The organism is Bradyrhizobium sp. 132 (assembly GCF_023074185.1).
Lineage (GTDB): Bacteria > Pseudomonadota > Alphaproteobacteria > Rhizobiales > Xanthobacteraceae > Bradyrhizobium.
In genome coordinates this window covers 1-12,883 of sequence record NZ_JADPKY010000070.1, presented here as the reverse complement: position 1 = coordinate 12,883, position 12,883 = coordinate 1, and the positions used below count along the sequence as shown (strand labels likewise).

Below are 12,883 nucleotides of genomic sequence, written 5' to 3'. Positions count from 1 at the left end.
ACCAGCTCCGCCGATCGCACGTTGCTCACCCCGCGCCAAACGGCGTAACATCCGCTGAGGCTCTAATCGCCACTGGATGAAACTTCGGAGGCAGGTCAGAGGTACTCACGGACCTTGATGGGATCGAAACACGTCATTTTGTCGCATGCCAGCGAGTGTGCGAAGCAGCGACGAAGAGAAGTTCTGCAACTTTATCGGACACGCAAATAATGAATTGACGAAAAATTACAATCAGTAGTAACCTACACCCAGAAGATGTTTATTAATTATGAGACGCCCTGTATCGCATTGTGGGAGGGGTTAATGTCAGAATTGCATTTTTCACGTTCAATTTCTGCTCCGAAGAACGAACGGTTTTTTCGTATCTCGTCCGCGAACTTTCCAGCTCTCAAAGGCGTCGCTATTCAGGATCTGGACATGGCGCCCGGGGAGCTGCGTTCGGCGCATTTGCATCCGAACGCCGCACAGCTCGATTATTGCATCTCAGGCAACGGCGAAGTCGGGATCGTTGGACCGGACGGCGACCACCACGTGATACCGCTTCATTCAGGTGATGCTGCCTTCGTGCCGCAAGGCTACGTTCACTGGATTGAGAACACCAGTAAAGCCCAAGCCCGGTTCATTCTGATCGCGACGCATGAGCGGCCGGAGACGATTGAAGTCCAAGCCATAAACGCGGCCGTTCCGGCCAATCAAAAGTAATCGATCGTCACTGGTATCGGACGAAGGACGGCGGCCTCGCCGAAGGGAGCGGTATGTTCAATCCGCGTGTCTCTCCAAACTACCATTGGGTGCGAGTGTCGACGAGACCCTCCTATCAATTAGCGCGCAAGCAAGGCATCGGCGCGCGAATGAGGGAATTCCTAGATTTTTTGCCTTTCCGCCGCGACGATGGACTTTCGAGGTTCTCGTTCGAACGGTCACTCGACGAGCTTGGTGTCCCCGCGACGGACATGTCCCCGGAGGACGAGCTCGTCCAGCTTCTCAACGAGGCTGCCGAAATTGAGCAAGGCCTGATGCTCCAGTACCTTTACGCGGCTTATTCGCTGAAGGTTCTGATCGCCGCCGGGGCGGTCCGGCTAATCGCCATAGAAGAGATGGGCCACTTCGTCACGGTTCAGAATCTCTTGGCGGCATGCGGAGCTGCTCCCTCCTTCGGCCGCGGCAGGTGGGATCAAGGGAACGCCTTCAAGCCTTTTCCTTTCCGGCTTGAGGCAGCCTCAGTCGGCTCCCTCGCCAAGTATGTGGTGGCCGAGATGCCCGATCCGGCTCTCGTGCCGGCCGACGTGAAGCCATATTTATCGGATATCATCGCCCTTGCAGATAAATCCGCAGGAGAGCCAGTCGAAGCGCATCGGGTCGGTCTACTCTACGCCAAGATCTATTGGCTGTTGCGTCAAAACGACGATCCTTTGCCGGATCCAACGAAAGAGCCGTGGGTGGGGTTTCCGGTGGCCGAAATGGCCGCCAATCCCGACCTCCGGGGTCGCCACGTAAGAGACGGCTTCGTCAACGACGCGCGAGATGTAAACGCGACGCCTGATCAGTGGAGAGGCAACTACACGAGCGTCATTGTCGACCCGATTTCGGGCCGAGATTCCGCGCTTGCAGCAATTGCGGAGATCGCCGCACAAGGCGAAGGATTCGGCAACGTTGCTCAAAGCCATTTCGGACGTTTCGTTGACGCCTGGCGCCTCGCAAAGGCCTCCAGCGACCTGGCGCTGCCGGTGGCCGTCGATCCGTTCTACGCCAAAAGCGGGGGCGGGCCCGGCGACGAAATAACGTCCGCTGATGGACGGCTCTTCGCACTCATGGCGGACAAGGTCTACGAGTTGGTACTTCTCTGCATTGCGGCGCACCTTCTGCTGCCGAAAGCCACGGCGCCTGAAATTCGCGCCAAACCCGCGAAGGCCGCGATCGTCGCGATGCGCGATTGCCTGAGCGTCCTGGCTGGTACGCTCTCGACCATTGTGCTGTCCGATCAAATCCAGGGAAAGGTTTGCGGCCTTCCTTTCACCGCGCCAAGTACCCCGCTTGCTCCCGATCTCAATAAGGTTGTCGGTCGGGCGCGCGATGTGATGGCCGAGCTTCATCAGGTCATCAGCGAAGTGGATCAATCGAATGCCTCGTCGACTCTAAAAATTACCGCTGACAGCATCGGCGATACACTCGACGATCCGATCAAGCCTCTTTTGGATTCAGTACCAGCTTAGCGCGTCACAACTTGGGTGCGGGAGGCACACATCATGGCGAAAATCTACAAGATTCATCCGGGCATGGGCTTTGCTCGGGTCGGTCCGAGCACTGCCGGCTACTTTCTGGCTGGAGAATTTCCAGGCGCGGCACCCATCGACATAGATGCGGCGGGCAACGAGGTCGCTTTCAGTGGCTACAAGGATGCGACCAAAATCATGCGACGTCAGGGAGCCCGATTTCGAATCTACGAGTACGACCGCGACGAAGCCAGCGGAACCGTCACGTTCGTTCGTGAGGTCACTCTTGCAGAGGCCGATATCAAATGGTCCGTAACTTTGACCGCATCGAAGGCCGAGGGTAAGCGGATGCAGGCCGTCATTGGAGCGGACGGCAAGCGAACGATCGTTCCGAGCGGCGATAATCGCAACGAGCCACCGGCGGGCTTCACTCGAGCGGACTTAAAAACGACAGTAAATCTTGCTGCAAACGGACGGAATGCGGGGCCCGCGCCCAGCGCCGAACCCCTGGGACGGATCGTGGGTCGAGATATCTTCATTGGTGAGGCCCGTACCGACTCAGCGGGGCGCCTCGTGGTTTTGGCCGGCAGAGGTCGCTCGGCAAGCTGGGCCGCGCCGGCAAAACCGATGCCGGAGTATCTGAACAATCCAACCTGGTACGATGATATCGCCGACGGCTCGGTCGATGCCACGATCACCTTTGCGGGCCAAGTTCCGGTTTCCGCCGTCGGGGCTTGGGTGTTTACCGCACCGCCCGACTTTGCGCCGGACGTCTATCCTGTGACATCTTTATTCGACATCGCCGAACAGGCCACCAACGTCCCATTGCCGGGCACGCTGACCTATCCGCAGGACATCGAACCGGTCCTGCAGCGCGGCGCCAATATCTGCTTTGTAAATACCAAGCCGAACTGGCAGCGGTTCCGGGACAAGTTCAGGGCACTCCCAAATCCGGGAAGCAATGCCGCGAGCGGGCAAGGCGATCGAAGGACAGTACGCGACCTATTGCTGGCGGCCGCTTCGCAGATGTCCGACTATCGGCTCACAGATCGGCAATCGCAGATCCTCGATGCTTGGGTCAACGGTGCCTTCCAAGAGCAGGCCGACGCTGCGCGCCCCAATCCTTCCCCGGCGTCCGCTCTCGATCGCGCTAGTCTGGAACACTGCATCGGGGGTGGGTTCTTTCCGGGCATCGAGGCGGGAACCGTGCTTCGCCAACCGTCCATTTATGCCGAACTGGGACGTCTAACCCGCGGCAATTTTACCGACTACGATGGGACGGTTTTGCCAATCGCACCGGGCGTAATCTCGTCGCGAATGGCTTGTCCGTGGCAGGCCGATTTCACCGAGTGCGCCGGCAACTGGTGGCCCGCTCAACGACCCGACATCGCGGGCCGATTGGCGGACGGCACCGCGGGACCGGCGTGGGCGCGCGGATTGATCGTCATCAGTGAGGAGAATCCGCAAAGTCATCAGAACATGGTCGATCACTTCGCGCAGCTCGGCGTGATTGTCAAGACAGCAACCGGATTTGCGGAAGCGGACCGCGATCCTGCGCTCGACACCGGCGTGTGATGGAGTTGCGAGCCGCGGACGTCGCGGTGGTCGGGGCCGGTCCCGCCGGGTGCGCGGCGGCAATAGGCCTAGCTCGCGCTGGATGCGATGTTGTTCTCTACGATCGGCGGACCTTTGGAAGTAAGCCGGGCGAGATCATCGAGTCGCGTGTTCGTGTTTCGCTGACCGAACTCGGCATCGACGTCGCATTCGATGCGTTGAACTCCCTGGCTCTCGCCGGGAACCTATCGTCGTGGGACGAAGAAAGCATCGTTGAGTCCGATGGCATGGTGAGTCCGTACGGCCTGGGCGCTCTGATTGACAGGTCCAGTTTCGAAGCTTGGCTGATTTCGGAGGCCGAGCGCGCAGGTGTCGCCGTCATTCGCTCGGAGCGGCGGTTGCAGGCGGACCGCTCCGGCAATCGATGGTATCTCGTCGATCGCCAGGATTCTCGATGTGTGGTTGCCCCTCTCGTCCTTCAGGCGACCGGGCGCGCGAACGGTCCGATCGGACCCAGCGAACGGACCGCAACGGATCGTTTGGTCGCCCTTCTCATGTATGGCACCGTGCCGAGCAGGGTGCGGGCGCAAAACCTCCTCATCGAGGCGGGAGAGGATGGGTGGTGGTATGCGGCGCCGCTGCCGAATAGCCGGGCGGTCGTTGCTTTTCTGACCGATGCCGACCTGCTTCCCAGGACCTGGGCGGCGAAGAAGGAATACTTTCGTGATCAGCTCGACCTCACACAACTGATCAGCGCCTTTGCGAAGACATTGCCTCCCGATCTGCCGTTAGTCGGTTATCCCGCCAACAGTAGTCTTCGGCAAGTGATGCGCGGGAATGGGTGGGCTTGCATCGGAGAAGCGGCGGCTAGCTATGATCCTTTATCCGGGAGGGGTGTGCCGCTTGCTTTGTCGAAAGGGGCGGCTATGGCGAGGCTCATCGTCAATGGCAATAACGTATCTCGCGCCTTCGAAGCATATGAGCACGCCGAACGCGCCACGTTTGACGACTACTGCGCCCAACAGCGCGTAACGTACCGGCGCGCCGCTCCTCGGTTCTCTTCGGTCTTCTGGACGCGAAGGCGAAACCAATGACGCTAATGCGCGTGGACCGCGCTGCTAAAACGCAGTCAGACAAGAGATAGCGCATTGAGCGCTAGCTTTGGTTATGATCGGATCGTCATGACGCTATTCGTCAGCCGCCATCATTGCGTTGATAATGCTGTCGCGCGTGAGCGGAAGGTCTCGTATGCGGATCCCGAGAGCTCGCGCGACTGCGTTCGCGATCGCGCCGGCGGTCGGCCCCAAAGGTGCCTCGCCGACGCCGGTAGAAGGGCAGTTGGGTTTCGAAATCACCTCGGCGGAAATATCGGGAATCTCCGCGAAGCTCAGAATTTGGATAGTCCTTCCAGCTTTCAGCGATCAGTACGAAGCACTTGTTGGAACTGCCTCCTTCAGAACCCAACTGGCCGCCTGAAGTATCCCACCTTCGATCTGTGAGATGATTCCGGCCGGGTTGATCGCAAGGCCGGCATCGACCGCTGCCCATGCCGCAAAGTTTCACCTCTTCCTCCACCTCCACGAGGACGCTGACGGCATGCAAGCGCGGACAGACCGTCTGGATTTTGGCGCGAAGCTGACAGGCGTCGTTTTCGATTACAGTTCCAAAGCTATTTGCGCGGGGTCGTCGGTCTCTTCTCCTACAAATCCAGAAACGGACACGCCGAGCAGCCTGACGGCTTTTTTCATCGGGAAAAGTCCTTTCAGCGATTCGGTTGTCACGTTTGCCAAATCGCTGCGGCGCACCACCGAGTTAGCGAATGTCCGGCTCCGTGAGATCAATTCGAAATCGGCGAACTTCACTTTGAGGGTAACGGTTCGTCCGTACACGCCTTTGTCCTCGCGATGCCGCCAAACCTTGTCGATCAGTGGCTGGAGTTCTGCGAGCATGGCCTCGAACTCGGTGAGGTCGCTGAAAAACGTGTTCTCGGCGCCGACCGACTTCCGGACACGGTTCGCACGGACCTCTCGGTTGTCGACGCCTCTTGAGATCCAGTAGTAATACGCGCCGGACTTGCCGAAGTTGGCCTGCATGAACTCGATCAACTGGCTACGCATGTCGAGGCCGGTGTAGAGGCCGAGGGCATTCATCTTAGTGCTCGTCGCCGGCCCGATGCCATGAAACTTGCCGACCGGAAGATTTTCGACGAACGCTGGCCCCATCTCCGGTGTGATGACGTACTGGCCGTTCGGCTTGCGGTGGTCGGAGGCGAGCTTCGCCAAAAACTTGTTATAGGAGATGCCGGCCGAAGCGTTGAGACCGGTTATCTCCTTGATCTTCGCACGGATCGCCAACGCGACGTCCCGGGCCAACGGAATCCCCTGCAGATTTTCGGTGACGTCAAGGTAGGCCTCGTCCAGCGACAACGGCTCGATAATCGGTGTGTGCTCTGCGAAGATCTCACGGATTTGCTGGGAGACCGCCTTGTAGACTTCGAAGCGCGATTTCACGAAGATCAGATCGGCGCATTGCCGTTTTGCCGTGACGGACGGCATGGCCGAGCGCACCCCGAACTTCCTGGCTTCATAGCTGGCTGCCGCCACGACGCCGCGCTCGCGGGATCCACCGACGGCGACCGGCTTGCCGCGGAGATCCGGATTGTCCCGCTGCTCGACGGACGCATAGAAGGCGTCCATGTCGACGTGGATGATCTTGCGCTGACGGGGCGAGGGCTCCGCCTGGTGGTCGTCCTCGTCGGTCACGTTGTCTGTCAGGCCGTGTCCTCCTTGACGCCGCGGGCGACGATCCGGAGCGTTCCGTCGGCAAGCGGCCGCTGCAACTTCAGGGCCTCGTCCGGAGCGGCCATCATCCAGGTCTCGACTTCGTCCGGCGTCGTCAAGATTACGGGCATCGCCTTGGGGTGGATGGTACCAACCTCGGCATTCGGCTCTGTCGTGAGGAACGCGTAGAGGTCGTTGGTGGCCTCGCCTTCCTTGACCTTTCGGACAGACGTCCAGTTGGTCCAGATGCCGGCGAAGCAGGCGACGGGTCGGGTCTCATCGAGAGCGAACCAGATATCGCCGCCTTCGACCTTGTTGAACTCGCTGAACGAATTGAACGGCACCACGCAGCGGCTTTCGGTCCCGAGCCATCGCGTCCAGTGCTTGCTCTGCACGTTGCGAATGTTCGTCGTGCCGCCGTCCGGCTCCATCCGCAGCAGTTCCTTGAAATCAACGGTCTTGCCCTTGGCCTGCAGCTTTTCGGCTCGTTTCTTGGTGGCGTCCATGAGTGCCTTTGATGACGATGGCATCCCCCATCGCGCCGTGGCGAGCTCGCGGCCCTCGGCTCCATTGCGCACGATCGGCGCCTGATAGTCCGGAAAAACCCCCGGCATCGGCGCCAGATTGCCAACGTATCGGTTGACCACGCGAAACAGCGCACTAATGGCAGCTTGGTTTGTCGTGATCGAATAGAGATTGCACATCAATCAGGCTTCGGTTTTGGGGTGGCGAGGCTGCCAAGCCAACTGTAGCAGAGTCGCAGACGGACGCCGGCCCGCCTTGGCGCATTTGCGGCAGCGCAGCCGGCTGGCGAGATCATGCACGAAGGTGGTTGGCGGGTGCTTCATCGCCGCGAGGTCCACGTCGCTCGGGGTCTTGCAGCGCGCGCACCTGATCTCGAGCCAGGGGAAGCCGCCATTTACGGCCTGATCGATGGTGGGCGACGGATCGATCGGTTCGCCGTCGCTCCACATTCTCTCATTCCAGCTTTCGCAAAGCAGTCTGTCAGCTTGCTGGATCATGGCCTCGCCCTTGGCCCGCATCTCCGCCGATTGGGCAGCAAGCATGTTGGCCATCGCGCGTGCCTTGCCGAGCTCCTTTGCCAGGGCCTTGCGATCGCCTCCCGACAGGGGCGTGGGGTGATACTTCGGGGCCATCCGGACATCCAGGCGCTAAAAGATCGGATCGGCAATCCGGAGCGGGCTATGGCGTCTCGAACGCCGGCCAGCACCCATCTTCTTCATGCCTGCCGGTACGCTGCTGGCAGGTATTGTCGAGCAACCGCAGCGCAACGTCCTTCCAGATCGCGTTGCCGCCATACAATCGGACTGCATCGGCGGTCTGGATTTCCACGGTCCTCTCGCAGCGCCGGCACGAGATGCGCAGGACATAGCGTTGAATCTTGGAAAGACGTCGCCGTCGCTTCTGGGCTCCGCTCTCGTCGGCGCGAGCGTCCTTCAGGACCGCTTCCCAATATTCCGCCGGGAGCGGCGCATCCGGAGCCGCCGTGAAGGGGCCCGGTCTACGGGCAGCTTCAGCGGCCAGTTTTTCCATCTGCTTCGGGGTCGGCATACGCCAGCTCGCGGGTCGGTCGGTCATTCTGAATTAGAACATAAAGAGAACAAAAGTCGAGTCCGCGCCGATGGTCTTGAGAAAAAATCATCCTGCTGGGAAGGCCACGATGTCGGAACCAAGCTGGGCCATTCGTCTTGAATCCGGCATCAGTATGGAGTTCCACCCGCCATGGCCCCTCGCGCGAATTGGAAAGGCTTCCTGCGTCTTTCCCTCGTCACCTGTCCGGTAGCGCTCTATCCGGCCACGTCGGAGTCCGAAAAGGTCGCGTTCAACCAGCTCAACCGAAAGACCGGCCATCGGATCAAATACGCCAAGGTCGACGCCGATAACGGCGAGGAGGTCGACAACGAGGATATCGTCAAGGGCTACAAGGTCGACACCGACACCTTCATCGAAGTGACGAAGGAGGAGCTCGAGAACGTCGCGCTGGAATCGACGCGAACCATCGAGATCGACGAGTTCGTCGACCGCAGCGAGATCGATCCGCGATATCTGATCCGCCCCTACTATCTGCGTCCTGACGGCAAGGTCGGACACGACGCGTTCGCGGTCATTCGCGAAACGATCCGGGAAATGAACAAGGTCGCGATCGGTCGGGTGGTGTTAACCAATCGCGAACACATCATCGCGCTCGAGCCGATCGACAAGGGGCTGATGGGGACGCTGCTGCGCTATCCCTACGAAGTCCGTTCCGCGGACGAGTATTTCGACGACATCCAGGACGTCAAAGTCACCAAAGACATGCTCGATCTCGCGAGGCATATCGTCAACCAGAAGGCGGGCCACTTCGAGCCTGACAAATTCGAAGACCAATATGAAACCGCCCTCATCGATCTCATCAACCAGAAGCGCGCCGGCAAACCGATCACCGCGAAAGCGCGTCCTCGCGGTGAGAACGTGGTCGACCTGATGGACGCACTGCGCAAGAGCATTGGAGCCGACGCGGATTCAGCGACAGAGTCGCAAAAGAAGCCAGCCAGGAAGGCGCGCAAGGCGTCGCCCGGGCAGAAGGAAATGCTGATGCCGATTGCCGGCAAGAAACCGGCCAAGGAGACCGCGGCGAAGAAGCCGGCGGAAGTCGGCATAGCGAGACGCTAAGCATCCAGTGGCGCCAGACGGCCGTTACTTCGTCGCCCGCGGCAGGGAGCGATATGGCTGCGCTGAAAAAGACTTCCAGGAGATTGATGTTGAGCGCGGGCATTCTCGCCTACCGCAAGGGTGCTCGCGGGCTCGAGGTTCTGCTCGTTCATCCTGGCGGTCCGTTCTGGCGCAAGAAGGATAATGGCGCGTGGTCCATTCCCAAGGGCGAAATCGATGCCGCGGATGCGCCGGACGAGGTCGCGCGGCGCGAGTTTGCCGAAGAACTCGGCCCGAGTGCTTCGATTGGTCCACTCCGGGCGCTGGGGGAGATTCGACAGCGAGGAGGGAAGCGCGTTATCGCATTCGCCGGCGAGGGCCATTTTGACCCGGCGGCGCTGACCAGCAATACCTTCGATATGGAATGGCCGCCGCGAAGCGGTCGACGGCAGAGCTTTCCCGAAGTCGACCGCGCGGAATGGTTCGATATCGAGTTCGCGCGGACGAAGATGCTGTCCGGGCAGGTAGAGCTTCTCAATCGTCTTTTGGCGATCGCGGTTGAGAGCGCCGGGAAATGACGTTCAGGATTGGAATCATTTCGGACACGCACGGCCTGTTGAGGCCCGAGGCGGAACGAGCCTTGGCGGGTGTCAATCACATCATTCATGCCGGCGACATCGGGCGGCCCGAGATTATCGATGCCCTTCGCCGGATCGCGCCCGTCACCGCCATCCGTGGTAACGTGGACAGCGGCGAGTGGGCTCGCGAATACCCCGACACGAAGCTCGTGCGGTTGGCGGGAAAGTCGATCTACGTTCTGCACGATCTGAAGACGCTGCAGATCGATTCCTGCGCCGGCATCGACGTCATCGTCTCCGGGCATACCCACGTGCCGAATATCGACACGGTCGGCGGCGTTCTCTACCTGAATCCCGGAAGCGCGGGACGGCGACGCTTCAAGCTGCCGATCACGCTTGCGACGCTCGAAATCACGCGTGAGGGCGTGCGAACTGAAATCCACGACCTTGGAGGCGACTGAGCGCACCACGGCGCAGGGAATTCACAGTGGAGGACACGAATGCGATAGAGCAATGATACGAAGACAATCATCGCCTGCGGGAACTTGATGGAGGACTACCTTGGTCGAGCGGCAAAAACCGCCGGTGATGATAGGGGAGCAATGGAACGTTCTGAACTCCCGCGTTCCGGCAATTGAGCGGTAACGCTCCCCGAACCTGAGCGTGGATCGGAAAAGTGAAGGAAAAACCGAGCCGAGGTATCCCGGCAGTCCGTCACGCGCAAGGGTGACGTATCGAGGCGATGCCGTCCCGCCGTCGTCAGCCGGAGGGTTTCGGCTTCGGTAGCTTGAGATTCAAACCGCCGGATTGCGAGCTTAGTATCCGTTCCCATTCCTGCGACATCCTCGATTGCAGGTCGCGATACTGTTTACTCATTCCGGCAAGCGCTTCGGGCGTCGGCGCGGACGCGTGTTCGTACACGAACTGGATTCGGATCCCGTCGAGCTCTGCCCTCATGCGGTCCTGCCAACCTTGCGCCTTCACGCAGTGTAGCGTTTGGATCAGGAACGATCCCATCGTCGTGACGCCGCCTAGCACACCCGCCAGAAGGGCTTGACCCGAGGCACCGGTGGCTAGGGAAAAAAGCCCGCAAGCTCCGGAGATAATGACGATGAGCTGATGCCAGCGCGCGTCCTTCGAGTAGGCTTTGCCGTGTTTGCCGATGGCGGCTTCGATCTCCGCCAGAAACTTGGCGGCGAGATCGTCAGGCGGGACCGGCATTGCTCTTACCCTCTGAAGTTTTGGTCTCTGCTACCGGATTCGTAGCGGCGACCGTCGCGGTACCGGGCATCCGTCGGTGCTCCCATTTGTATTCGATGTCGTCGGCGACCTGCGACTTTTCGGGGTCTGCGGGCTTCGGGTCGGCGTTTGCTGGATCGAAGTATTGGACGAAATCGACGTGGTCCTTCATCGGCGTGGGCCGATAGGCGCCGATCTGGTCGAACAGGACGACGGGCCCGGCCGCGAACCGGCGATAGACGGATTTGTGCATGACCGCCTTGTTGTTCTTGATTTCCCTGAGGCCGAACTTCAGGAATCCGCCTTTCTGCTCGTCATGTTGGACGCCCGCCGGGTCCGGGTGAAGCCGAAGCACGGTCTCGTCGTGCTTGATGCCGTCGGGAACAAGGGACGCTGCGGCGAGCATCCATTTGAGAGCGATGTCGGACAGTCTTGATTCGTTGTCGTTGTACCCGCCGCCGACGTCGGCATGGACGCCAGGAAAGTGCACCTGCTCGAAGTACAAATTCTTCAAAACATCGCGGCCGGCTTTCGATTGCGTTGGGATCCATTCGACCGGTTTGAAGTCTGCCCTGTTCTCGTCAATCGAAATCGCGTGCTTGGCATAGCCGACGTTGGCGTTCAACGTCCTGTCGTAGAACTGATGCTTGAACCGTGCGAAATGGAAGGTCCTGATGCTTTTCCAGAACCCGTAGTTGGGAAGTCCGAAGGCCGATTTGAAGTAGTTCTTCAGATAGACGTAGATGCCAAGAAGCGCCGTGGCCGGGCCAAGAAAGTAAAGCGCGTTCCAGAACGTTAGATATTCGAGGAATCGGCCGATGTAGGGAAAGCCCGTCGCGAACGACAGAAGCGAGATCAGAAAGCTTGCGACGACCGGGGCGGCGAGAACTGCGACGAGACATCCCTGTCAAGCCGGAACGCGCGACCATTACGGGCCGAACCCTGCTTGAAGGAAAGGTGATTCATGTGCCAGACGTGCTTGCCGATCCCGATTACGCGTTCTCGGAGGCGCAGAAACTAAGCGGTAATCCTCGAACATTTCTCGGAGTACCCCTTCTCCGCGAAGGCAACCCGGTTGGCGCACTCGTGCTGCTGCGCCGAACAATGCAACCTTTTACAGACAAGCAGGTCGAATTGGTCACAACCTTTGCCGATCAGGCCGTGATTGCCATCGAAAACGTGCGGCTGTTCGACGAAGTTCAGGCGCGAACCAAAGAACTCGCGGCTTCCCTGAACGATCTGCGAACCGCGCAGAATCGTCTAGCAGTCTGCTGAAAAACCTTGAAATGGAGAATTTTCATTTTTCCGCCGGTCGTTTTTGGAGCGGCGCGGTAGAGTTGGATGTAATTTCTAGCTTGTTATTGAGTGTGCCCCGGCGCGGGGTGGCTATGCGGCGAGCAGTTTGGGAATTCGGATCAGGTTATAGGCGATCAGATTAAGCAGGAAGTCGGCGGCGACGCGAGCGATGCCCCGATGTTTGGTCTTGCGCATGGTGCCATGCTGCTTGCCCCATCCGAAAATGCACTCGACCATCGCCCGGCGCGATTGCGACATGCCGTATCCCGGATGCCGCGTGGTTCGTTCGTCGATCGCGCTGTTACGGTTCTTGCCGGTTTTGGTGATGGCCTGGTTCTGTGTCACATGCGGCGTCACGCCGATGGCGCGAAGGTTGGCGACATGATCGGCCGTATCGTATGCCTTGTCCTCACCAGCCGTGATGCGGCGACCTGCGGCTTTGCGTCTCGCCTTCAGCATGACCTCCGCAGCCCGGCGTTCGGCGGTGCCATTGGCATGCGTGACCCTGCCGGCCACCGCCAGCCCATGCCGGTTCTCCATGGTGGCGTGGCCCATATAGCAAAGCTTGGCC

15 protein-coding genes are annotated in these 12,883 nt (G+C 59.8%); 8 read left to right on the top strand and 7 right to left on the bottom strand.

Going from position 1 to position 12,883, the window contains the following annotated elements; translation table 11 throughout:
- The first annotated feature begins 303 nt into the window (after nucleotides 1-303).
- From IVA74_RS11135 to IVA74_RS11120, 4 genes are read left to right on the top strand one after another with little or no spacing between them, the layout of a single operon-like run.
- Nucleotides 304-702, top strand: coding sequence for a cupin domain-containing protein (locus tag IVA74_RS11135; RefSeq protein ID WP_247342834.1), 399 nt, complete (start codon nucleotides 304-306; stop codon nucleotides 700-702).
- A 53-nt stretch (nucleotides 703-755) separates the two neighbouring features.
- The gene (locus tag IVA74_RS11130) at nucleotides 756-2,213 is read left to right on the top strand and encodes a ferritin-like protein (protein ID WP_247342831.1); all 1,458 of its coding nucleotides are present in this window, start codon (nucleotides 756-758) and stop codon (nucleotides 2,211-2,213) included.
- 33 nt (nucleotides 2,214-2,246) lie between these two features.
- The gene (locus tag IVA74_RS11125; RefSeq protein WP_247342828.1) at nucleotides 2,247-3,788 is read left to right on the top strand and encodes a LodA/GoxA family CTQ-dependent oxidase; all 1,542 of its coding nucleotides are present in this window, start codon (nucleotides 2,247-2,249) and stop codon (nucleotides 3,786-3,788) included.
- Nucleotides 3,788-4,861: an FAD-dependent monooxygenase gene (locus IVA74_RS11120; protein WP_247342824.1), complete on the top strand. Its 1,074-nt coding sequence runs from the start codon at nucleotides 3,788-3,790 to the stop codon at nucleotides 4,859-4,861. The genes IVA74_RS11125 and IVA74_RS11120 overlap by 1 nt, the downstream gene beginning before the upstream one ends.
- Before the next feature lie 561 nt (nucleotides 4,862-5,422).
- Here IVA74_RS11120 and dinB read toward each other — a convergent pair.
- Genes dinB through IVA74_RS11100 form a run of 4 tightly spaced genes read right to left on the bottom strand, consistent with a single transcriptional unit; the run spans nucleotide 5,423 to nucleotide 8,146 of the window.
- Nucleotides 5,423-6,529, bottom strand: a complete 1,107-nt coding sequence (dinB, locus tag IVA74_RS11115) for a DNA polymerase IV (protein WP_346730940.1) — start codon at nucleotides 6,527-6,529, stop codon at nucleotides 5,423-5,425.
- 8 nt (nucleotides 6,530-6,537) lie between these two features.
- Nucleotides 6,538-7,251, bottom strand: a complete 714-nt coding sequence (locus IVA74_RS11110; RefSeq protein WP_247342821.1) for an SOS response-associated peptidase family protein — start codon at nucleotides 7,249-7,251, stop codon at nucleotides 6,538-6,540.
- Nucleotides 7,252-7,254: 3 nt separating this feature from the next.
- Nucleotides 7,255-7,704, bottom strand: coding sequence for a hypothetical protein (locus IVA74_RS11105; protein ID WP_247342818.1), 450 nt, complete (start codon nucleotides 7,702-7,704; stop codon nucleotides 7,255-7,257).
- 46 nt (nucleotides 7,705-7,750) lie between these two features.
- Nucleotides 7,751-8,146 (bottom strand): hypothetical protein, encoded by a 396-nt coding sequence (locus IVA74_RS11100; RefSeq protein ID WP_247342815.1) that lies wholly within the window; start codon nucleotides 8,144-8,146, stop codon nucleotides 7,751-7,753.
- 144 nt (nucleotides 8,147-8,290) lie between these two features.
- On the opposite strand from IVA74_RS11100, the gene IVA74_RS11095 reads away from it, so the two are divergent.
- From IVA74_RS11095 to IVA74_RS11085, 3 genes are read left to right on the top strand one after another with little or no spacing between them, the layout of a single operon-like run.
- Complete coding sequence (locus IVA74_RS11095; RefSeq protein ID WP_247342812.1) at nucleotides 8,291-9,220, top strand: Ku protein; 930 nt, start codon at nucleotides 8,291-8,293, stop codon at nucleotides 9,218-9,220.
- 53 nt (nucleotides 9,221-9,273) lie between these two features.
- Nucleotides 9,274-9,777, top strand: coding sequence for an NUDIX domain-containing protein (locus tag IVA74_RS11090; protein WP_247342809.1), 504 nt, complete (start codon nucleotides 9,274-9,276; stop codon nucleotides 9,775-9,777).
- Nucleotides 9,774-10,238, top strand: coding sequence for a metallophosphoesterase family protein (locus tag IVA74_RS11085; protein WP_247342806.1), 465 nt, complete (start codon nucleotides 9,774-9,776; stop codon nucleotides 10,236-10,238). The genes IVA74_RS11090 and IVA74_RS11085 overlap by 4 nt, the downstream gene beginning before the upstream one ends.
- Nucleotides 10,239-10,536: 298 nt before the next feature.
- Here the strand turns inward: IVA74_RS11085 and IVA74_RS11080 are convergent, their stop codons facing one another.
- Nucleotides 10,537-10,998 carry a hypothetical protein gene (locus IVA74_RS11080; RefSeq protein WP_247342802.1) on the bottom strand — a complete coding sequence of 154 codons (462 nt, stop codon included), beginning with the start codon at nucleotides 10,996-10,998 and terminating at the stop codon, nucleotides 10,537-10,539.
- The gene (locus IVA74_RS11075) at nucleotides 10,982-11,692 is read right to left on the bottom strand and encodes a DUF2235 domain-containing protein (RefSeq protein ID WP_346730941.1); all 711 of its coding nucleotides are present in this window, start codon (nucleotides 11,690-11,692) and stop codon (nucleotides 10,982-10,984) included. The genes IVA74_RS11080 and IVA74_RS11075 overlap by 17 nt, the downstream gene beginning before the upstream one ends.
- Nucleotides 11,693-11,880: 188 nt before the next feature.
- Here IVA74_RS11075 and IVA74_RS11070 point away from each other — a divergent pair, with 188 nt between their 5' ends.
- On the top strand, nucleotides 11,881-12,291 hold the full coding sequence (locus IVA74_RS11070; RefSeq protein WP_247342796.1) for a GAF domain-containing protein: 411 nt from the start codon (nucleotides 11,881-11,883) through the stop codon (nucleotides 12,289-12,291).
- A gap of 111 nt (nucleotides 12,292-12,402) precedes the next feature.
- Here IVA74_RS11070 and IVA74_RS11065 read toward each other — a convergent pair.
- Nucleotides 12,403-12,883 (bottom strand): transposase (locus tag IVA74_RS11065; protein ID WP_247340803.1); only part of this gene is annotated, 481 nt, incomplete at its 5' end.

What these genes read in the sequence shown, in the direction of transcription:
- IVA74_RS11120 (WP_247342824.1), top strand. Translation starts at nt 3,788, where the DNA reads ATGGAGTTGCGAGCCGCGGACGTCGCGGTGGTCGGGGCCGGTCCCGCC.
- IVA74_RS11125 (WP_247342828.1), top strand. Translation starts at nt 2,247, where the DNA reads ATGGCGAAAATCTACAAGATTCATCCGGGCATGGGCTTTGCTCGGGTC.
- IVA74_RS11085 (WP_247342806.1), top strand. Translation starts at nt 9,774, where the DNA reads ATGACGTTCAGGATTGGAATCATTTCGGACACGCACGGCCTGTTGAGG.
- IVA74_RS11095 (WP_247342812.1), top strand. Translation starts at nt 8,291, where the DNA reads ATGGCCCCTCGCGCGAATTGGAAAGGCTTCCTGCGTCTTTCCCTCGTC.
- IVA74_RS11080 (WP_247342802.1), bottom strand. Translation starts at nt 10,998, where the DNA reads ATGCCGGTCCCGCCTGACGATCTCGCCGCCAAGTTTCTGGCGGAGATC.
- IVA74_RS11100 (WP_247342815.1), bottom strand. Translation starts at nt 8,146, where the DNA reads ATGACCGACCGACCCGCGAGCTGGCGTATGCCGACCCCGAAGCAGATG.
- IVA74_RS11130 (WP_247342831.1), top strand. Translation starts at nt 756, where the DNA reads ATGTTCAATCCGCGTGTCTCTCCAAACTACCATTGGGTGCGAGTGTCG.
- IVA74_RS11105 (WP_247342818.1), bottom strand. Translation starts at nt 7,704, where the DNA reads ATGGCCCCGAAGTATCACCCCACGCCCCTGTCGGGAGGCGATCGCAAG.
- IVA74_RS11135 (WP_247342834.1), top strand. Translation starts at nt 304, where the DNA reads ATGTCAGAATTGCATTTTTCACGTTCAATTTCTGCTCCGAAGAACGAA.
- IVA74_RS11090 (WP_247342809.1), top strand. Translation starts at nt 9,274, where the DNA reads ATGGCTGCGCTGAAAAAGACTTCCAGGAGATTGATGTTGAGCGCGGGC.
- IVA74_RS11110 (WP_247342821.1), bottom strand. Translation starts at nt 7,251, where the DNA reads ATGTGCAATCTCTATTCGATCACGACAAACCAAGCTGCCATTAGTGCG.